Source organism: Bradyrhizobium sp. USDA 336, assembly GCF_044908355.1.
Taxonomy (GTDB): domain Bacteria; phylum Pseudomonadota; class Alphaproteobacteria; order Rhizobiales; family Xanthobacteraceae; genus Bradyrhizobium; species Bradyrhizobium yuanmingense.
The window spans coordinates 3,076,254-3,095,515 of the sequence record NZ_JBIYDC010000002.1 but is presented as its reverse complement, the minus strand read 5'-3'; the positions used below and the strand labels follow the sequence as shown (position 1 = coordinate 3,095,515).

At 65.4% G+C, this 19,262-nt stretch carries 17 protein-coding genes and 1 pseudogene; 5 read left to right on the top strand and 13 right to left on the bottom strand.

Features of this window, described 5'->3' with window-relative positions:
- The first annotated feature begins 7 nt into the window (after window positions 1-7).
- Window positions 8-1,453, top strand: a complete 1,446-nt coding sequence (locus ABIA45_RS15380) for a PLP-dependent aminotransferase family protein (RefSeq protein WP_404652662.1) — start codon at window positions 8-10, stop codon at window positions 1,451-1,453.
- 213 nt (window positions 1,454-1,666) lie between these two features.
- On the opposite strand, the gene ABIA45_RS15375 is transcribed toward ABIA45_RS15380, so the two are convergent.
- From ABIA45_RS15375 to ABIA45_RS15360, 4 genes and pseudogenes are all read right to left on the bottom strand, one after another.
- Window positions 1,667-2,890, bottom strand: a complete 1,224-nt coding sequence (locus tag ABIA45_RS15375) for an alpha/beta fold hydrolase (RefSeq protein WP_404652660.1) — start codon at window positions 2,888-2,890, stop codon at window positions 1,667-1,669.
- 25 nt (window positions 2,891-2,915) lie between these two features.
- Window positions 2,916-3,575 carry a sulfite oxidase-like oxidoreductase gene (locus ABIA45_RS15370; RefSeq protein WP_271545352.1) on the bottom strand — a complete coding sequence of 220 codons (660 nt, stop codon included), beginning with the start codon at window positions 3,573-3,575 and terminating at the stop codon, window positions 2,916-2,918.
- Window positions 3,576-3,661: 86 nt separating this feature from the next.
- Window positions 3,662-4,878 (bottom strand): annotated as a pseudogene (locus ABIA45_RS15365) (cytochrome P450).
- A gap of 56 nt (window positions 4,879-4,934) precedes the next feature.
- Entirely contained in the window at window positions 4,935-5,144 is a 210-nt protein-coding gene (locus ABIA45_RS15360; protein ID WP_018648108.1) for a ferredoxin, read from the bottom strand.
- A 138-nt stretch (window positions 5,145-5,282) separates the two neighbouring features.
- Between ABIA45_RS15360 and ABIA45_RS15355 the strand changes: the two genes are divergently transcribed.
- On the top strand, window positions 5,283-5,930 hold the full coding sequence (locus tag ABIA45_RS15355; protein WP_404652658.1) for a TetR/AcrR family transcriptional regulator: 648 nt from the start codon (window positions 5,283-5,285) through the stop codon (window positions 5,928-5,930).
- Here ABIA45_RS15355 and ABIA45_RS15350 read toward each other — a convergent pair.
- From ABIA45_RS15350 to ABIA45_RS15335, 4 genes are all read right to left on the bottom strand, one after another.
- Complete coding sequence (locus tag ABIA45_RS15350) at window positions 5,927-6,577, bottom strand: aspartate/glutamate racemase family protein (protein ID WP_271545349.1); 651 nt, start codon at window positions 6,575-6,577, stop codon at window positions 5,927-5,929. The genes ABIA45_RS15355 and ABIA45_RS15350 overlap by 4 nt on opposite strands.
- A 94-nt stretch (window positions 6,578-6,671) precedes the next feature.
- On the bottom strand, window positions 6,672-8,021 hold the full coding sequence (locus ABIA45_RS15345; protein WP_404652655.1) for an aspartate aminotransferase family protein: 1,350 nt from the start codon (window positions 8,019-8,021) through the stop codon (window positions 6,672-6,674).
- A 110-nt stretch (window positions 8,022-8,131) separates the two neighbouring features.
- Window positions 8,132-9,550: an amidase gene (locus tag ABIA45_RS15340; protein ID WP_271545347.1), complete on the bottom strand. Its 1,419-nt coding sequence runs from the start codon at window positions 9,548-9,550 to the stop codon at window positions 8,132-8,134.
- 116 nt (window positions 9,551-9,666) lie between these two features.
- On the bottom strand, window positions 9,667-10,443 hold the full coding sequence (locus tag ABIA45_RS15335; protein WP_404652653.1) for an SDR family oxidoreductase: 777 nt from the start codon (window positions 10,441-10,443) through the stop codon (window positions 9,667-9,669).
- Window positions 10,444-10,596: 153 nt separating this feature from the next.
- Between ABIA45_RS15335 and ABIA45_RS15330 the strand changes: the two genes are divergently transcribed.
- Window positions 10,597-11,670 (top strand): tartrate dehydrogenase, encoded by a 1,074-nt coding sequence (locus ABIA45_RS15330; protein WP_157281186.1) that lies wholly within the window; start codon window positions 10,597-10,599, stop codon window positions 11,668-11,670.
- Window positions 11,671-11,827: 157 nt separating this feature from the next.
- Here the strand turns inward: ABIA45_RS15330 and ABIA45_RS15325 are convergent, their stop codons facing one another.
- The 5 genes from ABIA45_RS15325 to ABIA45_RS15305 all read right to left on the bottom strand — a co-directional run bounded on the left by ABIA45_RS15325 (window position 11,828) and on the right by ABIA45_RS15305 (window position 16,844).
- Complete coding sequence (locus ABIA45_RS15325) at window positions 11,828-12,469, bottom strand: suppressor of fused domain protein (RefSeq protein ID WP_404652651.1); 642 nt, start codon at window positions 12,467-12,469, stop codon at window positions 11,828-11,830.
- Between the two features lie 165 nt (window positions 12,470-12,634).
- Entirely contained in the window at window positions 12,635-13,708 is a 1,074-nt protein-coding gene (locus ABIA45_RS15320; RefSeq protein ID WP_404652649.1) for a malate/lactate/ureidoglycolate dehydrogenase, read from the bottom strand.
- A gap of 11 nt (window positions 13,709-13,719) precedes the next feature.
- Entirely contained in the window at window positions 13,720-14,631 is a 912-nt protein-coding gene (locus ABIA45_RS15315) for an NAD(P)-dependent oxidoreductase (protein WP_271545345.1), read from the bottom strand.
- A 12-nt stretch (window positions 14,632-14,643) separates the two neighbouring features.
- Window positions 14,644-15,894: a Zn-dependent hydrolase gene (locus ABIA45_RS15310; RefSeq protein ID WP_404652647.1), complete on the bottom strand. Its 1,251-nt coding sequence runs from the start codon at window positions 15,892-15,894 to the stop codon at window positions 14,644-14,646.
- Window positions 15,895-15,926: 32 nt separating this feature from the next.
- Window positions 15,927-16,844 carry a LysR family transcriptional regulator gene (locus tag ABIA45_RS15305; protein ID WP_275496617.1) on the bottom strand — a complete coding sequence of 306 codons (918 nt, stop codon included), beginning with the start codon at window positions 16,842-16,844 and terminating at the stop codon, window positions 15,927-15,929.
- A gap of 120 nt (window positions 16,845-16,964) precedes the next feature.
- Here ABIA45_RS15305 and ABIA45_RS15300 point away from each other — a divergent pair, with 120 nt between their 5' ends.
- Window positions 16,965-17,780 (top strand): putative hydro-lyase, encoded by an 816-nt coding sequence (locus tag ABIA45_RS15300; protein WP_157281198.1) that lies wholly within the window; start codon window positions 16,965-16,967, stop codon window positions 17,778-17,780.
- An 89-nt stretch (window positions 17,781-17,869) separates the two neighbouring features.
- The gene (locus ABIA45_RS15295; RefSeq protein WP_404652644.1) at window positions 17,870-19,114 is read left to right on the top strand and encodes an ABC transporter substrate-binding protein; all 1,245 of its coding nucleotides are present in this window, start codon (window positions 17,870-17,872) and stop codon (window positions 19,112-19,114) included.
- Window positions 19,115-19,262 lie beyond the last annotated feature (148 nt).

The following is a 19,262-nucleotide window of genomic DNA, read 5'->3' as shown; positions in this document are numbered from 1 at the left end:
GAAGAGAGTGCCAGTATCCGACACGACGATCTCCGCGTTGATCGAGCTGAAACGGACCGATGGCGAGGGGCTGGTGGCGCAACTGACGAGCCAGCTGCGAGGCCTGATCGCGACCGGCCGCCTCGGCAAAGGCCGCGTGCTGCCGTCGAGCCGACAGCTTGCGAGCGATCTCGGCGTCTCGCGCAACACCGTCACATACGCGTTCGAGCAGCTCGCGGCCGAGGGATATGTCTCAGCGTCTCATGGCCGCCGTCCCGTGGTCATGATCGACGGCCACGAACGCATCGAACGGGGCGCCGTCGCAGCGGGCGAATGCGTCGGCAAACTGCAGCTCTCGCCTTGGGCTACGAAGCTCCAGCAGGCCGACTGGCCGATGTCTTATCGGGGGGAGCTCAAACCGCTGCGCCCGGGGCTGGGCGATTTCAGGGAGTTTCCGAACGAGGTCTGGGCACGCTGCCTGCGCCGCAGTGCCGTGCATGCAGGCAGGCGCGAGCTGGGACCGGTCAACCGGCTGCGCCTGCGGGAGGCGCTGACGCATTATCTGGCGACGAACCGGGACGTCCGCGCCACGGCGGAGCAGATCATGATCCTGCCGAGCGCGCAGGCCGCGCTGACCTTGATTGCTGCCACACTCATTTCGCCGGGCGATCATGTATGGGTTGAAGACCCAGGCTATCCCGGGGCGGCGGCTGCCTTTCACGCATCCGGCGCGCGCCTGACCGGCATCAGGCTGGACGAACAGGGCATGCAGCGAATGCCAGGCCTTGGAGCTCCCAGGCTGATCTTCATGACGCCCTCGCATCAGCACCCAACCGGCCGATTGATGTCGCTGGCCCGCCGAACCGAGTTTCTCGCGGCAAGCCGGCCCGGCAGGACCTGGATCGTCGAGGACGATTACGACGGCGAATTCCACTACGACAGCCGGCCGGTGCCGGCCTTGCAGGGACTAGATGCCCATGGCCGTGTGTTCTATGTCGGCACATTCTCGAAGGCGATGAGGTCGGACATCCGGCTCGGCTACCTGGTCGCGCCGGCGGCGCTGGTCAGCACCTTGGAGATCGCGCAGCAGCACATGGGACTGATCGCCGCCAGCCACATCCAGGAGGCGCTGGCCGAATTCATCGCCGATGGGCACTTCCTCGCGCATCTGCGCCGCATGCGCCGGCTCTATCACGCGCGCCGCGATCACCTCGTCGAGGAGCTGCAGCGGCATCTCGGTGGCATGCTCTCGGTCGAGGTGCCCCCCGGCGGTATCCAACTCGTCGCCCGCCTCAAGCGCGGTCGGGCCGATCAGGCTGCAGTCAAGCGACTGGTCGCTGCGGGCGTCGAAACGCGAGCTCTGTCCAGCCTTGCGCTCGGCCGCCCGCGCGATCACGGCCTGCTGCTCGGCTTTGCGGCGTGGCGCGAAAACGAGATCAGCGCGGCCGTGCGCACGATGGCGTCGTGCTTTTAGAGCATGGAGATAAGGCTCGATGCGGCAACGAAGGAGGTGCGCTCCCTCTCCCGCTTGCGGGAGAGGGGTGGGGAGAGGGTGTCTCCGCAAGCGAGAATCCCCATGTGGAGAGAACCCTCACCCGGCGCTTCGCGCCGACCTCTCCCGCAAGCGGGAGAGGTTCGAACGAGCCCGCGGGCGGTCTATTCAACTTAAAGCCAATCCGCTTAGGCGCTACCCGACGGCCTTCGTCACGATCCGGATCTCCGACGTCAGCGTCCGGTGCACCGGGCATTTGTCGGCGATCTCCATCAGCTTCTTGCGCTGCTCGGCATCGAGCGCGCCGTCGATCGCGATGTCGCGCTCGATCTGGTCGAGCATGCCCTCGCGTGTCTCGCACTCCGCACAATCCTTGGCGTAGATCTTGGAATGCTTCAGCGTGACCGTGACGCGGTCGAGCGGCAGCGACTTGCGGTCGGCATAGAGACGCATAGTCATCGAGGTGCAGGCACCTAAGCCGGCGAGCAGGAAATCGTACGGGCCGGGCCCGGCATCCGCGCCGCCGGCCGCAATGGGCTCGTCCGCCACCAGATGATGCGGGCCGACAATGATGGTCTGGTTGAACGTGCTCTTGCGGGTCTCCTGCACGACGACCTTGCGCGGCTCCTCCGGCAGATCCATCGCCTTCGCGGGCGTCGCTGCATCGACGTAACGGCTGGCCCAGGCCACGATCATGTCGGCCGTGTAGAGCGCGTCGGCAGGCTTGGTCAGAAGATGATCGGCGTGGTCGAGCGAGACGAAGCTCTTGGGATGTCTTGCCGCGACGAAGAGCTTCGTTGCGTTGTCGATGCCGACGGTGTCGTCAACGGGCGAATGCATCACCAGCAGCGCCTTGTGCAGGCCGGTGACGTCCTTCATCAGCTCGTGCTCGGCGATGTCGTCGAGGAATTCGCGCTTGATCCGGAACGGGCGTCCCGCGAGCGACACTTCGACCTCGCCCTGCGCGCGGATGTTGTCGAGATGCTCCCGGAACAGGCCGGTGACGTGAGCGGGATCCGAGGGCGCCGCGATGGTGGCCACCGCTCTCGCCTCGGGAATCCGTCCGGCAGCGGCGAGGATCGCGGCGCCACCCAGGCTATGGCCGATCAGGATCGAGGGTGCCTTGCGGGTCTCGCGCAAATGATCGGCGGCGCGGACGAGATCGGCGACGTTGGAGGAGAACGTCGAATTGGCGAAATCGCCGCCACTGGAACCAAGCCCGGTGAAGTCGAAGCGCAGCACCGCGATGCCCTTGGCAGCGAGCGCGACCGAGATGCGCTTGGCGGCCAGCGTGTCCTTGCCGCAGGTGAAGCAGTGCGCGAACAGCGCGAACGCCGCGGGCTCGCCGTCAGGCACCTCCAGCGCGGCCGCGAGCTGGTGGCCGCCTTCGCCGGTGAATTGAAAGCGTTCCGTCGGCATGGGCTTCCCCCCGTCTTGCTCGAACCTAATCGCCCGAATAGCGCTGCTCGGCCCAGGGATCACCGCGGTTATGATAGCCGCGGACTTCCCAGAAGCCCGGCGCGTCCTCGGTCAGGAATTCGATGGCCTGGAGCCATTTCGCGCTCTTCCAGAAATAGAGGTGCGGTACGACCAGTCGCACCGGGCCGCCATGCTCGTCCGTCAGCGGCTGGCCGGACCAGGTGTGGGCGAGCAGCGCGTCCTCGGCGGCAAAATCCTCCAGCGCGAGATTGGTGGTGTAACCGTCATAGGAATGCAGCACGACGAAGCGGGCATCCTCGCGCGGCTGGCAGGCCGCCAGCAGCTCACGCGTGGCGAGCCCTTCCCATTCGTTGTCATAGCGCGACCAGGTCGTGACGCAATGGATGTCCGAGGTGAACTGGGACTGCTTCTGCGCGGCGAATTCGGCAAAGGTCCAGAAAACGGGGGTCTCGACCGCACCATAGACGTCGAGCCGCCAGCGCTCGCGCGAGACCGGCGGCGTGACCCCGAGATCGAGCACCGGCCAGTCCTTGGTGAGATGCTGCCCGGGTGGAAGCCTTTGATCCTCCGGGCGTGTAATCTTGCCGGTGAGAAAGCGGCCCTCGCGCGCCCACTTCTCCTTGGTGCGCGTCAGCTTGCTGTCGGATGGCGTCTCGTCGGTCATGGCCTGTGCTGGTGGCGATGCATGGCTGAGGCCTGCTTGGTGTTGCGCACGCCATGAAAGGCCTGTCCGCTTGCTTTGGGAAGGCCTTACATCGCCTTTCCGAGCAAAAATGGCAACTGGCGGGGGCCGCGCACCGTTCCTTGCGACCAAGTCACCGTACCTGCCGGATCGAGCCGGAAGTCGGGAATCCGCTTCAGCCATTCCTCCAGCGCCACCTGCATTTCCATGCGCGCGAGGTTGGAACCGACGCAGCGGTGGATGCCGAGGCCGAAGGCCGCATGGCGGTTCTCGCGCCGGTCGATCACGACTTTGTCAGCGTCCGGAAACATCTTGGGGTCGCGGTTGGCTGCCGGGAACGACAGCAGCACCATGTTGCCCGGCTTGACCGGACAGCCGGATACCGTGGTCTCCTTGACCACTTCACGCGCCATCGTCACCGGCGAATAGGCGCGCAGCAGCTCCTCCACGGGATCAGTCCGGGCTCGGCGATCAGCCGCTCGCGGTCGGCCGGCGTCTTCGCAAGATGCCAGAGCGAGGAGCCGATCGCGCTCCAGGTGGTGTCGATGCCGGCGATCAGCAGCAGGCGCAGCGAGCCCATCACATGGGTGTCCTCGAGCGGATTGCCGTTCTTGTCCCTGGCGTTCATCAGGTAGGAGATCAGATCGTCGGTGGGCTTGCTCTTGCGCGCTTCGATATGGCCGCCGAAATAGGCCGTCATCTCCTGCACGGCCTGGAGCAGCTTGCTCTCGTCCCTGATGCCGAGCTCGAGGATCATGTGGATCCAATTGATGAAAAGGTCGCTGTCGCTCTCGGGGATGCCGAGCATGTGCGCGATCGCCCGGACCGGGATGTGCTTGGTGTAGCGCGCCGCAGCGTCCACCCTCTGCTCGGCGATGAAGTCGTCGATCAGCTCGTTGCAGATGGCGCGGACGCGCGGCTCGAGCTTCTTCATCGCGTCCGGGGTGAACGGCGGCAGCAGCAATTGCTTGGCCGGTTTGTGCTCGGGCGGATCGGAGGTGATCGGCGGGGCTGCGTTCCGGCTGGTGATTTCCGGCCGTACATCGCGGACGATGATGCGGCGGGAGGAGAAGTGCTCGGTGTCGTTGGCGATCTCGCGCACGGCCTCATAGGTCGTCGGCAAATAGCAGCCGAGGAAGCGTTCGGTGTGCACCACGGGACTTACGGCCCGCAGCTCGTCCCAGATCGGGAACGGGTCCTCGGTCCATTGCGGATCGGTGTGGTCGAAATCATGGACCCAGTCGGTGACGGGCGGATGGGCGACAGGCTGGTCGACGTCGGACATGCTGGGAATCCCTTGGCTCGTATTCGCTGAACGCATGCGGGGCGGCAACGGCCGCACTATTCCTCGATCACATCGATTGCGATTTCCGGGCAGTTGGATTTCGCAAGCCAGGCCTTGTCCTCGAGTCCTGGCGGGACGGTGCCGTCACCAGCTTCGTGCGCGTTGCCGTATTCGTCGAGCTCGAAAAGCTCCGGCGCGAGCGCCTTGCAGCGGGCATGACCCTGGCATTTGTCGGGATCGACGTGAACCTTCAGTCGCTCTGCCATTCTCGGCTTCCTTGGTCGTGTACGCGCGAGGGCCCGAAGGCGGCGCGTTTCCTCATCCCAGCTTTATTTAAGTTATATGCTATTACATTCGCGGCGGGCTTCCCCTGTCAAGCGCAAACTTATAGGCTTCGCCCCGACATGCGCTCACGACCAGCCCGCAAGCCCGAGAAGACCTACCACCATGGCGATCTCCGCGATGCGTTGATCGAGGCCGCGCTGCAAGAGGCAGAGCGGGGCGGCGCGGAGGCCATCAGCATCAAGGCGCTTGCCAAGAAGCTCGGGGTCTCGCAGCCGGCGCCATACCGGCATTTTGCCGACCGCGAGGCGCTGCTCGCCGCCGTCACCGCGCAAGCATTCCGGCAGCTCTCGGCGCTCTTGCGCGAAGCGATGGCAAAGCCGTCGCAGCAATCGAAGCTCTCGCGGCTCGCACAGGCGACGCTCAATTTCGGCTTGCGCCGGAATGGCATCTACCGCCTGATGTTCGCCTCGCGCACGGTGTCCTGCGCGGTCAAGGGCAGCGAGCTGCACGAGGCGACGCGGGAGACCTTTGCGCTCGTCATCGAAGCTCTGGAAGCGCCCGCCGTGGGTTATTTGCGCGAACGGCAGGCGCTCAAGATCTGGGCGGCGCTGCATGGGGTGGTGATGCTGGCCGAGCAGGGCCTCTTCACCGGCGAGGCGGCGCATGCCACGCGCGAGGAACTGGTCGAGGATTTCGTCAACGAGACGAAGGCTGCGCTTGCGGTCGCGATCAAGGATGCGCGGCGTCGGACCAAGGCCGGCGCTTAGGGCTTCGCCTTCAGCAGCTTCATCAGCTTTTCGACCGCGCTGTCCGGCGTGGTCACGACGGGGCGGCCGGTGGCCTCCGCGACCAGCGGCGCCGTCGCGGCGATGCTGAATTGCGCCAGCGCGATGACGTCGCAATCGCGCAAGCTCCGTGAGGCCTCCGCGATCAGCTGGTCATGCGTGGCGCGGTCGCCGCGGTCGAGCGCGGCCAGCGCGCCGTCGGCGAGCTTCGGCACCACCTCGACGGAGGCGGGAAACTCGGGCGGCATCGACGCCAGCGTCGGCGGAAAGCTCGAGAGCAGGCCGATGCGTCGGCCCATGGTCACCGCCCTCTCAATCATGGCCTCGTTCGGCTTCAGCACGGGCATCGGCGCATGCGCGCGCGCGACGGCCTCGATGCACGGGCCGAAGGCGGAGCAGGTGAACAGGATTCCATCCGCTCCCGTCGCCGCCGCGTAGTCGCCGAGCGCGAGGAACCGTTCCGTCATGGCATTGTTGAGTTGCCCGTCGCGGGCGAGATCCGCCGAGAGACTGTCGTCAAGCAGGTTCATCAGTCGCGCCTCGGGCCACGCCTGCGCAAACGCTGCCTCGATCGGGGCGATGGAATGCTTGAGGGCGTGGATAAGGGCGATGCGAGGGGGCGTCGTCATGGAACGTCATTGCGCATGGAAGGTCTCGCACTTTTGAGACGCTGTGCATCGCGAAGTGCTACGTTCCGGTCGACGAAACGGTGCGCGCCGCCCCTCATTCGTCGACACTGCGTAATACGTTATCGACGGCGGTTCCCAGCTTGTCGACGATCAGGTCGATCTCGCGAGCCGAGGTGATGTAGGGCGGCGCCAGCAGCACGTGATCGCCGCGGACACCGTCCACGGTGCCACCCCCGGGATAGCAGCCGAGCCCATGCGCAAACGCCTCGGCCTTGATCTTCTGGTTCAGCTTGAGCGCCGGATCGAACGAGGTTCGGTCGGCGCGGTCGGCGACGAGCTCGATTGCCCAGAACAGGCCGCGTCCCCTGATGTCGCCGACATGGCGATGATTGCCGAAGCGCTCGATCAGGCGCTGCTCGAGCTGCTTGCCGCGCTCCTTCACGCGGGCGAGCAGGCCGTCCTCCCGGATGACGTCCTGCACCGCGAGCGCGGCCGCGCAGGCGAGGGGGTGTGCGAGATAGGTGTGACCGTGCAGGAACGCGCCCGAGCCCGCGCGGAGGGTGTCGATGATCCTGCCGCTGACGAGCATGGCACCGATCGGCTGATAGCCGCCGCCAAGCCCCTTGGCGATCGCCTGAATATCGGGCGCGACGCGCTCCTGCTCCCAGGCATGCGTCGTGCCGGTGCGGCCCATGCCGCACATGACCTCGTCGAGAATGAGCAGTGCACCGTGGCGGTCGCAGACCTCGCGCACCGCTTTGAAGTAGCCGTCCGGTGCGGTCACGGCGCCGGCGGTGGCGCCGACGACGGGCTCGGCGAGGAAGGCCGCGACGGTGTCGGGGCCGAGCCGCTGGAACTCGGCTTCGAGCTCGGTGGCGAGGCGCGCCACAAACTGCGCATCCGACTCGCCCTCGCGCTTCTCGTGATAGGCGAAGGCCGGCGTGACGTGGCTGAAAGCGGTCGACAGCAGCGGCGCATAGGGCGCGCGGCGCCAGGCGTTGCCGCCGGCGGCAAGCGCGCCGAGCGTGTTGCCGTGATAGCTCTGTCGCCGCGCGATGAAATGCTGCCGCTGCGGCTCGCCGCGCTCGATGAAATATTGCCGCGCCAGCTTGATGCTGGCTTCGATTGCCTCCGATCCGTCGCTGACGAAATAGGCGTAGGCGAGCCCGCCGGGCTCGTGTCCGACCAGCTTTTCGGCCAGTGCTTCAGCCGGCTCGGAGGAGAAGAAAGCCGTGTGCGCGTAGGCGAGGGTGGACGCCTGATTTGCCATCGCCGCGATGACGCGCGGGTGCTGGTGGCCGAGGCAGGAGACCGCCGCGCCACCGGAGGCATCGATGATGCGGCGTCCGTCCTCGGCGAAGAGATAAATGCCCTCGCCGCCGATCGCCTTGGGTGGCGTTTCGCGCAGTGAGCGATGTAGCACACGGCTGGTGCGAGTGCTCATGGATCAACCTTTCTCCGAGACGCAGGTCGGCCGCGGCAAGCCGCGCCTCGGTATGTTGCCGCCGCCGAGCGAGAACGCCCCTCCGGCGAACGACTGCGCAGGCGCGGAGCTCAGTCCTTCACCTTCGGATAGATCGGCGTCGTGCCGCGCAGGCCCAGAATGTCTTCCAGCACCTTCGCTCCGGCGATCACCTGCGCGTCGGCGCGCGGCGCGCCGACTACCTGCACGCCGACCGGCAGGCCCGAAGCCGTGAAGCCGCAGGGCAGGGAGAGAGACGGGCAGCAGGCCAGCGTGATGGCGTAGACGATGCCGAGCCACTCGACGTAGTTTTCGAACCTCTTGCCGGCGCATTCGGCGACATAGCGATGCTCGATCGGGAAGGGCGGAACGATCGTGGTCGGCGTCAGCAACAGATCGTAGCTCTTGAAGAACTCGATCGCCCGCGCCGTCATGCCGACGCGCTGCGCCTCGGCGCGCGCGAGCTGCTCGACCGTGAGCTTGAGGCCTTCCTCGATGTTCCAGATCACCTCGGGCTTGAGCAGGTCGCGCTTGGTGCGCAGCAGATTGGCCTTGGTGATCGCAAAATCGAAGGCGCGCAGCACGTGGAAGCATTCATGCGCCTCGCGCCAGTCCGGATGCGCCTCCTCGACGATGGCGCCGGCCTCGGCGAAACGTTCGGCGGCCTTTCGTGTGATCGCCTTCACTTCGGGATCGACCGGGGTGATGCCTAGATCGGGCGAATAGGCGATGCGCCTCGGCCGCTTGCCCGCCTGGGCCGCCGACAGGAACGAGGTTGCGGGAGCCGGCAGCGACAGCGGATCGTCGGCATAGTCGCCGCTCATGGCATCCAGCAGCAGCGCGAGATCCTCGACGTTGCGCGCCATCGGGCCGACCACGCCGAGATTGCGATCGATGCCGGACTTTGGGGTATGCGCGACGCGGCCGATGCTCGGCCGCATGCCGACGACGCCGCAGAAGGCCGCGGGGCTGCGCAAGGATCCGCCCATGTCGGAGCCTTGGGCGAGCCAGGCCATGCCGGTCGCCAGCGCCACCGCCGCGCCGCCGGAGGAGCCCGCGGCCGATTTCGTCGTGTCCCAGGGATTGAGCGTCGCGCCGAACACCTCGTTGAACGTGTTGGCACCGGCCCCGAACTCCGGCGTGTTCGACTTGGCGTAGACGACCGCGCCATTGGCCTCGAGGTTCTCGACCATGAGGTCGGACTTCGCGGGGATGTTGTCCTTGAAGATCGGCGAGCCCTGCGTGTTCAACACGCCCGCGACGTCGGTCAGATCCTTGATCGGCACCGGCAGCCCGGCGAGCAGCCCGCGCGCGCCGGCCGGCTTCTGCATCAGTGTCTTCGCACTCTCCCGCGCGCGATCGAAGCACAGCGTCGGCAGCGCGTTGACCTTGCCGTCGACCTCCTTGATGCGCTTCTCCAGCACGTCCAAGAGCTCGAGCGGCGAGACGTCGCCGGAGCGCAGCTTGTCGACGACGGTGCAGGCGGTTTCGCGGATCAGGTCTTGAGACAAATATCTTACTCCAGTGCTTGTTGTGTCGTCATTGCGAGCGCAGCGAAGCAATCCAGACTGTCACTGCGGCAAGATTCCTGGATTGCTTCGCTGCGCTCGCAATGACGAGAATAGAGTTAACCCCACCCGGCGCTGATGCCGCCGTCAACGGTATAGATCACCCCCGACGTATAGCCGGCGCGATCCGAGGCCAGGAACACCATGAGGTCGCCGATCTCGCGCGCATGCGCGGGACGGCCGAGCGGCAGGCTCTTCTGGAATTCCTTGTAGCGGCTCTCGTCGCCGAACTGGTGCTTGGCCCGCGTCTTCAGCAGGGTGACGTGGCGGTCGGTGCCGACGGGGCCGGGATTGATGCCGACCACGCGGATGTTGTCGGCCAGGCTCTTGCCGCCGAGCGCCCGTGTGAACGCCATCAGCGCGGCATTGCCGGCGCTGCCGCAGATGTAGTTGGCGTCGAACTTCTCGCCGGCCGCGCCGATGTCGTTGACGATGACGCCGCCACCCCTGGCTTTCATCTGGGCGTAGATGTAGCGCGTCAGGTTGATATAGCCGAACACCTTCAATTCCCAGGCGTGCCGCCAAGTCGCCTCGTCGATCTTGTCGATCGAGCCGCCGGGGATGTCGCCGGCGTTGTTGACGAGCACGTCGATGTCGGCGGCTTCCTTCGCCAGCCGGGCCACGTCCTCCTCCTTGCGCAGATCGACGATGCTCGTTGTGGCGTCGATCTGGTGCGCGGCGCGCAAACGGTCGGCCAGCGCCTTGAGTTGATCGCCGCTACGCGCCGCGAGGAGGAGATGCGCGCCTTCCTCGGCGAAGGCCTCGGCGGCGGCTGCGCCAATACCCTTGGACGCGCCGGTGATCAGGACGCGCTTGCCGCGCAGATGCAGATCCATGGGGGTACTCGTTCGTGGGAATAGGATCAAATCAGTAGGCGCTTGGCCGCGCCATGGTCAACATTGCAGTGCAGCGTTGCACTGCCGCCGCGTTTGGTCCATTGCAGTGCAGTCAGAAGGCGGCGACTGCCGGACCAACCAAGGACGTTCTCGATGAGCAAGAAACAATACCGGATCGCGGTCATTCCCGGCGACGGCATCGGCAAGGAGGTGATGCCCGAGGGCCTGCGCGTTTTGGAGGCGGCGGCGAAGAAGCACAACGTCTCGCTGCATTTCGACCATTTCGACTTCTCCTCTTACGACTATTACGAGAAGCACGGCCAAATGATGCCCGACGACTGGAAGGAGAGGATCGGCAAGCACGATGCGATCTATTTCGGTGCGGTCGGCTGGCCGGCCAAGATCCCGGACCACGTCTCGCTGTGGGGCTCGCTGATCAAGTTCCGCCGCGAGTTCGACCAGTACGTGAACCTGCGCCCGGTGCGGCTGATGCCCGGCGTGCCGTCGCCGCTGGCGGGGCGCAAGCCCGGCGATATCGATTTCTGGGTGGTGCGCGAGAACACCGAAGGCGAGTATTCCTCGGTCGGCGGCCGCATGTTCCCGGACACCGACCGCGAGTTCGTGACGCAGCAGACGGTGATGACCCGCACCGGCGTCGACCGCATCCTGAAATTCGCCTTCGAGCTCGCGCAGTCGCGGCCCAAGAAGCACCTGACCTCGGCGACCAAGTCCAACGGAATCTCGATCACCATGCCCTATTGGGACGAGCGCGTGGAGGCGATGGCCAAGAAGTTTCCAGGCGTGAAGTGGGACAAGTACCACATCGACATTCTCACCGCGAACTTCGTGCTGCATCCGGACTGGTTCGACGTCGTGGTCGGCTCCAACCTGTTCGGCGACATCCTCTCCGACCTCGGCCCGGCCTGCACCGGCACCATCGGCATCGCTCCGTCCGGCAACATCAACCCCGAGGGCGATTTCCCATCCGTGTTCGAACCGGTGCACGGCTCGGCGCCCGACATCGCAGGCCAGGGCATCGCCAACCCGATCGGCATGATCTGGTCCGGCGCGATGATGTTCGAGCATCTCGGTGAGAAGGAAGCCGGCAAGTCGATCGTCGAGGCGATCGAGCGCACGCTCGCCGAACGCACGCTGCGCACCAAGGATCTCGGCGGCAATGCCGACACGACGGCGTGCGGCAAGGCGGTTGCGGATATGGTGGATTGAGGCGGGGCACCCTGCGTAGGGTGGGTTTAGCCCTGCGCCGCGCGAAGCGTGGTCCGCTGGGCGTAACCCGCCACTGTTCGTATCCGCAGAGACAGAAGTGGTGGGTTACGCCAAGCAGATGCGCTTCGCGCATCCGCTCGGCTAACCCACCCTACGACTACACATACGACTTCCGCGCCGGATCGAAGATCGGCGGATAGTCGTTCTCGTCGAGCAGATCGAGAAACGGATCGAGCCCCCTGGACTTGATCAGCCCGAGCTCCTGATGCGAGATCAGGTTCACGGTCAGGATCTCCACCGGATCGCCCGCAATCTCCAGCGCCTCGGCGATCTCCTTGTCGGGGCCGATGATCGGTGTGAGCAACAGGAACGTCTGGAAGTCCGTTCCTGCAACCGGCGGCCACGGAAGCGCGACGCGATGGCCGAAGCCGAACCAGGTCGTGTCGATGAACGGCAGATTGGCCAGCCAGCGCAGATTGGCGCAAACGTCCTGCGTCGGCTCGCGGACGTACCACATCAGCTCGGCCCGGGGCTTTGCGTCCCCGGGGACGCCGTGCATCCGTTGCTCGCTCATGCCGTTGGTGAGAAGGACATAGCCTTCGTCGGAGTCCTCCTGGCAAACCGGGACGAAATCGCGGCCGAAGGCGTGGATGTCGATGCGGCGCTCCGCGTAGTCCGTGAATGTGCGCTCGGGCTCGCCAAGCTCGCTCTCGTAGATGGCGAGCCGTTGCCGGTAGAGATCGGATCCGGGCGACGGAAGGTTTGAGCCGGACACGAATTTTGCGAGACGGGAGAGCATGCGAACCTCGGGCGGATGCAATCGGATATCCGCATTGTCGCAAGGTCATGCGGGGCGGTTCAAACCTGTGCCGCGAGCACGTCGATATCTTCGCCGCCGTCCAGTCTCTCTTGCGCGATTGGTCATGAGGCGCGAGGCGACGCCGAGGAACGCGCCTCGCTCCGATCAGCTCGCGATCTTCTCGATCGCCGTCTGTTCCAGCCCGAGCTTCTTCCCGGCATCCAGGATCTCCTGCCAGGAGGTTGGGTCGACCGGGATTCCCTCGGCGAGGCGTTTCTTCTTGATCTCGCGCTCCGGCTCGCCCGCGATTCTGACCTTGTCGACGCCGGGGGCAGGCGGCGAGCCGGTGTGCCAGCTCACGAAGCTCTCGACTTCGCGTGCAAGGTTCTCGCCGGTGCCGAGCTTGCCGGGGTCGATGACGATCGAGAGCATGCCGTTGAGGACGTTGTACTTGCCATCGGACGGGCCCTTGACCACCTGCCCGCCGGAGAGCGCGCCGCCGAGGATCTCGCACACCAGCGCGAGCCCCGAACCCTTGTGCTCCCCGAACGGCAGGATCGCGCCGTACGGCGGAATCACGGTGTAGCGCGGGTTTGTCGTCTGCTTGCCTTCATTGTCGATGACCGTGCCGGGCTCGAGCGCGACGCCTTTGTTGTGCGCGACGCGGGTCTTGCCCTGCGCGATCCTGCTGGTGGCGAAGTCGAGCACAATGGGATCCTTGCCGGCGCGCGGGATGCCGACGCAGAACGGGTTGGTGCCGTGGCGTGCGTCGCTGCCGCCCCAGGGCGCCACGATCGGCCGCGAGATCACGTTGACGAAGTGGATCGAAACCAGGCCGTGGTCGATGCACTGCTCGGCCCAGTGGCCGATGCGGCCGATGTGATGCGAGTTTGAGAGGCCGACAAGGCAAACACCGTTCTTCTTTGCGCGCTCGGCCGCGAGCTCCATCGCTTCATGGCCGATCACCTGGCCGTAGCCGGTGAGGCCGTCGAGGGTGAGAAGCGGGCCGGTGTCGAGCACGATCTTGACGTGCGAGTTCACGGCGAGGCCGCCATTGGTGACGCTCTGGACGTAGCGCGGAATCATGCCGACGCCGTGCGAGTCGTGTCCCTTCAAATTGGCTTCGACGAGATTGGTGGCCACGAGCTCGGCCTCGCGGTCCGAGGAGCCGCCGGCCCTGACGATGGCATGGATGGCCTTGGTGAGCGGCTCAGCCTTGATGATGCGATAGTCGGCCATTGTTGTTGCTCTTATCCCTTCACGATCCGGCGGCAATGGACCAACGCCGCTTCAATCAGGTTCTCGCTCGCCTCCGGTGTGCGGAAGGCCGAATGCGCCGACAACGTCACGTTCGGCAGCTTCGTCAGCGGATGATCGCCGGGCAGCGGCTCGATGTTGAAGACATCGAGGCCGGCGTGGCGGATATGGCCGGACTTCAGCGCCTCGATCATGGCGGCCTCGTCGACAACAGCGGCGCGGGCGGTGTTGATGAGGATGACGCCGCGCTTCATTGCGAAAATTTTCTCGCGCGTGATCATGCCGCGCGTCTCGTCGTTGAGCAGCAGGTGCAGCGACACCACATCGCTTCTCGCCAGCACGCTGTCGAGGTCGGTGAACTCGACGCTCGCGTGGCTCTTCGGCGAGCGATTCCAGGCGATCACCTTCATGCCGCTGCCGGACGCGATGCGCGCGACCTCCGCGGCGATGCCGCCGAAGCCGATCAGGCCGAGCGTCTTGCCGGTGAGCTGCATGCCGTCCTCGCGCAGCCAGTTGCCGGCCCGCATCTCGCGATCCATCATCGCGATGACGCGGGCCGACGCCCACATCAGCGCGATCGCGGATTCCGCAACCGCCGTGTCGCCGTAGCCCTTGATCAGATGCACGGAAATGCCGAGCTCGGCGAGCTCTTCCGGATTCATGTAACTGCGCGCGCCTGTGCCGAGGAACACGACGTGCTTCAGCCCCGTGCATTTCTTCGCGACCTCGGTCGGCAGCGCCGTGTGGTCGACGATCGCGATCTCTGCGCCGTCGAGCACTTCCGGATATTGCTCGGGCGTGATGTCGGGATTCCTGTTGATCCGCACCTTGGGATCACCGGGCTTCTCCAGCCGCTCCATGATCACGGCAAGCGATTCATTGGCGTCGACGAAAACTCCGCGCATGGTTCTCTCCGCTCAGGATGCGACGCCGGCGATCGCCAGCACGGTATGCATGAGGACGTTGGTGCCCGCGGCGCAGTCGCCCTGCGTCGCATCCTCCAGCTCGTTGTGGCTGATGCCGTCCTTGCAGGGCACGAACACCATCGCCGCCGGCATGATCGTGTTGAGGTTGCAGGCGTCGTGGCCGGCGCCGGAGGTGATGCGGCGCGAGGAATAGCCGAGCGTCTTGGCGGCGTTCTCGACGGCAGCAATCAGCTTCGGATCGAAATGCGTCGGCGGCTTGCGCCAGACCAGATCGATCTTGACCTCGACCTTGCGGCGCGCCGCGATCTCGGCAATCGCGGCTCGCAGATCGCGGTCGAGCGCGTCCATGATGGCGCCATCGGCACTGCGGCAGTCCATGGTGAAGGCGATCTCGCCGGGAATAACGTTGCGCGAGGGATTGGCGATGACGGCCTCGCCGATGGTGCCGACGGCGTTCGGTCCGTGCTTCTTCGCAATCGACTCCATCGCCAGCACGATTTCGGACAAGGTCGCCAGCGCATCGCGCCGCAGCGGCATCGGCGTGGAGCCCGCATGGCTCTCGAAGCCGGAGATCTTGCCGTCGTACCAGAGCACGCCCTGGCCGGAATCGACCACGCCGATGGTCTTGCCTTCGGCTTCCAGGATCGGCCCCTGCTCGATGTGCAGCTCGACGAAGCAGCCGAGCTTCTGGAAGCCGACCGGCTTGTCGCCGCGATAGCCGATGCCGTCGAGCGCCTGGCCGACGGTGGTGCCCTCGGCGTCCTTGCGCGACAAAATGTCGTCGGTGGTGAAGTCGCCGACATAGGCGGCAGAGGCCATCATCGCAGGTGCGAAGCGCGAGCCTTCCTCGTTGGTCCAGTTCACGATGCAGATCGGCGCCTCGGTCTCGATGCCGGCATCATTCAGCGTGCGGATCACCTCCAGCGCGCCGAGCGTCCCCAGGATGCCGTCATACTTGCCGCCGGTCGGCTGGGTGTCGAGATGCGAGCCGATGCCGACGGGCAGCTTCGACATGTCGCGGCCTTTGCGCAGGCCGAACTGTGATCCGAGCGCGTCGACGTGGACTTCCAGTCCGGCATCCTCGCAGGCCTTGCGGAACCAATCGCGCACCTGCTTGTCTTCACGGCTCAACGTCAGCCGCCGCACGCCGCCCTTGGCCGTCGCGCCGAATTGCGCGGTCTCGTGGATGGAGCCCCACAGGCGGGCAGAATCGATTTGCAGGTTGGTCGCGGCTCGGCTCATGCGGTCGTTCTCTCTTTTGTCCGGCGCCTTTTTCAATGACGCGCCTGTGCGGGCGCGTCAACCGCGAGGCTGCTCTGCGCAATTTGCCGTGCAAGCTCGGCGACGCGCTGCACGGCGACGACATCGGGCGAGGCCAGCCAGCTTGCGGTGAAGGTCAGCGGCGCGATGGAAAGGTCGGTGTCGAGCAGCTGCAGCCGCCCGTCGGCAAGCTCGTTCTCGACGATGGCGTCGGGGATCACGGCGATGCCGAGTCCCTCGACCGCCATGTGGATGACGGTGGCCAGCGAAGCGGATGCGTGCAGCCGGATCGGCGGCAGCTCCGGCCGGTCGAACACCTCGCGCACGACCTCGTAGGGCTTGGTCTTGCGCGGGAAGGTGATGATCGGAAACCGTGCGAGCTCTGCTGGCGTCACCGGGCCCTTGCCGAGCCCGAGCGACGGACTTGCGAGGAAGCCGATCGGATAATCGGCGAGCACGCGGTTGTGCACGCCGGAGGCGGACAGCGGTCCGACCACGAAGGCGAGCTCGATCTCCTGCGCGAGCAGGCGCGCGGTGAGGTTCGGCGTGATGTCGACCTCGATCTCCAGCGACAGGTTCGGATAGACCTCGTTGACGCTCTTGACGAGCCGCGGCAGCCAGGTGTGCACGATGGTCTCGGCGACGCCGAGCCGCATCACGCCGCGCATCGCGGAAGCATCTCCGATCTCCGCCATCATCGCCGCGCGCAGGCCGATCAGCTTCTCCGCATAGACCATCATCTGCCGGCCGCTCGGGGTCGGGGAGGCGATGCGATGATCGCGGTTCAAGAGCTTCACGCCCATCTCGCGCTCGAGCTGGGCGATGCGCTGGGAGATCGCCGGCTGGGTGGTATTGAGCCGTTGCGCGGCGCCACGGAAGCTGCCGAGCTTCACAACCCAAAGGAACGTCTCGATCGACCTGAAGTCCAGCATTGAAAGGATTTTCCCGATCGATAAATCAGATTTATCGAGATTGATTAGAAACGAAGATTAGACTTTATAGCACGCTTGGTGTTGGCTTGTCTTTGTCGAGTTTATAGGCAGGTCGATCACATGACTGTTTTGGTGGCAGCGCAGCAAACTGAAACACCCGACGCCCTCCCGAGCCGCAAGGCCCGGCTCGCCTACCGCGAGGGGCTGGTCGCCTCCACCGCCGGCGCCGCCCCCGGATATGTCCAGGGCAATCTGGCGATCCTGCCGGCGGAATATGCCGGAGCCTTCCACCGCTTCTGCCAGCTCAATCCCAAGCCGTGCCCGATCATCGGCATGTCCGATGTCGGCAGCCCTTACATCCCCTCGCTCGGCGCCGATCTCGACATCCGCACCGACGTGCCGCGCTACCGCGTCTGGCGCGATGGCGACGTCGTGGACGAGCCGACCGACGTGACGAGCTATTGGCGCGACGACCTCGTCACCTTCGTGCTCGGCTGCTCGTTCTCGTTCGAGGAGGCGCTGCTCGAAGAGGGCATGCCGATCCGGCACATCGAGAAGAACGTGCGCGTGCCGATGTACCGCACCAACATCGCCTGCGGTGTATCAGGTCCGTTCGCCGGCCCGATGGTGGTGTCGATGCGTCCGTTCAAGCCGGCCGATGCGATCCGCGCGGTGCAGATCACCTCGCGCTATCCCGCCGTGCACGGCGCCCCCGTGCATCTCGGCCATCCGCATCTGATCGGCATCAAGGATATCGCCAAGCCCGATTACGGAGATCCGGTGCCGGTCGCCGACGACGAGATTCCGGTGTTCTGGGCCTGCGGGGTGACGCCGCAATCGGTGATCAACGCCGCGAAGCTTCCGTTCGCGATCACGCATTCGCCCGGCCTGATGCTGGTGACCGATCTCAAGAACAGAAATATGGCCGTGATTTAGTGGGCAGCGTCTGCTGCTTCTTCGGGCTTTACCGCATCCACCAATCGCTTCATTCGATCAGCCGAAATTCAGTAACAGGGGACTTTGCCATGACGATCACTCGCCGCGACGTGTTGTTGGGGGCCACCGCCACTGCCGCCCTCGTGCCGCTGGCAGCGCGCGCACAGAGCTCGGAAGTCGTGATCGGCGTGATCTATCCGTTCTCCGGCGGCAGCGCGCAGCAGGGCGTCGACGCGCAGAAGGCCTATGAGACCGCACTCGAAGTCATCAACAAGGACAGCGATTTCGACCTGCCGCTGGCGAAGGGCGAAGGCCTGCCGGGCCTCGGTGGCGCCAAGATCCGTCTCGTGTTCGCTGACCATCAGGCCGATCCGCAGAAGGGCCGCGCCGAGGCCGAGCGCCTGATCACGCAGGAGAAGGTCTGCGCCGTCATCGGCACTTACCAGAGCGCGGTGGCCGTCACCGTCAGCCAGATCTGCGAGCGCTATCAGGTCCCGTTCCTGTCCGCCGACAATTCCTCGCCGAGCCTGCACCGCCGCGGCCTGAAATATTACTTCCGCGCCTCGCCGCACGACGAGATGTACTCGGCCGCGATGTTCGACTTCTTCGACGCCATGAAGAAGAAGGGCACCAAGATCGAGACGCTGTCGCTGTTCCACGAGGACACCATCTTCGGCACCGATTCCGGCAATGCTCAGACCAAGATCGCCGGCGAGCGGGGCTACAAAATCGTCACCGACATCAAGTATCGCGCCAACTCGCCGTCGCTCTCGGCCGAGGTGCAGCAGCTCAAGACCGCCAATGCCGACGTGCTGATGCCGTCGAGCTACACCACCGACGGCATCCTTCTGGTCAAGACCATGGCCGAGCTCGGCTACAAACCGAATGCGATCGTGGCGCAGGACGCCGGCTTCTCCGAGAAGGCGCTCTACGATGCCGTCGGGGACAAGCTCGAAGGCGTGATCTCGCGCGGCACCTTCTCGCTCGACCTGGCGCAGAAGCGGCCGATGGTCGGCAAGATCAACGAGATGTTCAAGGCCAAGTCCGGCAAGGATTTCAACGACCTCACCTCGCGCCAGTTCATGGGCCTGATCATCCTCGCCGACGCCGTCAGCCGCGCCAAGTCGACCGACGGCGAGAAGATCCGCGATGCGCTGGCCGCGACCGACATCCCGGGCGAGAAGACCATCATGCCCTGGAAGCGCGTCAAGTTCGACGAGATGGGCCAGAATAACGATGCCGATCCGGTGCTGCTGCAATATGTCGGCGGCAAGTTCGTCACCATCTTCCCGCCGCAGGCTGCGATCGCCGAGGCGATCTGGCCGATGAAGTAAGCGCTGCCGGGGACAGCGGAGCAGGCGGTCTGGGAGCCATCTGCTCCCACACTGTCATTGCGAGGAGCCCGCGACAAAATTGCATAGCAATTTTGCGCTGGCGACGAAGCAATCCAGACTGCTTCCCTGGAAACATTTCTGGATTGCT

Excerpts from the sequence above, each read along its gene's own strand:
- ABIA45_RS15375 (WP_404652660.1), bottom strand. The coding sequence starts at position 2,890 with ATGCCGACGGAACGCTTTCAATTCACCGGCGAAGGCGGCCACCAGCTC.
- ABIA45_RS15370 (WP_271545352.1), bottom strand. The coding sequence starts at position 3,575 with ATGACCGACGAGACGCCATCCGACAGCAAGCTGACGCGCACCAAGGAG.
- ABIA45_RS15360 (WP_018648108.1), bottom strand. The coding sequence starts at position 5,144 with ATGGCAGAGCGACTGAAGGTTCACGTCGATCCCGACAAATGCCAGGGT.
- ABIA45_RS15355 (WP_404652658.1), top strand. The coding sequence starts at position 5,283 with ATGCGCTCACGACCAGCCCGCAAGCCCGAGAAGACCTACCACCATGGC.
- ABIA45_RS15350 (WP_271545349.1), bottom strand. The coding sequence starts at position 6,577 with ATGACGACGCCCCCTCGCATCGCCCTTATCCACGCCCTCAAGCATTCC.
- ABIA45_RS15345 (WP_404652655.1), bottom strand. The coding sequence starts at position 8,021 with ATGAGCACTCGCACCAGCCGTGTGCTACATCGCTCACTGCGCGAAACG.
- ABIA45_RS15335 (WP_404652653.1), bottom strand. The coding sequence starts at position 10,443 with ATGGATCTGCATCTGCGCGGCAAGCGCGTCCTGATCACCGGCGCGTCC.
- ABIA45_RS15330 (WP_157281186.1), top strand. The coding sequence starts at position 10,597 with ATGAGCAAGAAACAATACCGGATCGCGGTCATTCCCGGCGACGGCATC.
- ABIA45_RS15325 (WP_404652651.1), bottom strand. The coding sequence starts at position 12,469 with ATGCTCTCCCGTCTCGCAAAATTCGTGTCCGGCTCAAACCTTCCGTCG.
- ABIA45_RS15320 (WP_404652649.1), bottom strand. The coding sequence starts at position 13,708 with ATGGCCGACTATCGCATCATCAAGGCTGAGCCGCTCACCAAGGCCATC.
- ABIA45_RS15315 (WP_271545345.1), bottom strand. The coding sequence starts at position 14,631 with ATGCGCGGAGTTTTCGTCGACGCCAATGAATCGCTTGCCGTGATCATG.
- ABIA45_RS15310 (WP_404652647.1), bottom strand. The coding sequence starts at position 15,894 with ATGAGCCGAGCCGCGACCAACCTGCAAATCGATTCTGCCCGCCTGTGG.
- ABIA45_RS15305 (WP_275496617.1), bottom strand. The coding sequence starts at position 16,844 with ATGCTGGACTTCAGGTCGATCGAGACGTTCCTTTGGGTTGTGAAGCTC.
- ABIA45_RS15300 (WP_157281198.1), top strand. The coding sequence starts at position 16,965 with ATGACTGTTTTGGTGGCAGCGCAGCAAACTGAAACACCCGACGCCCTC.
- ABIA45_RS15295 (WP_404652644.1), top strand. The coding sequence starts at position 17,870 with ATGACGATCACTCGCCGCGACGTGTTGTTGGGGGCCACCGCCACTGCC.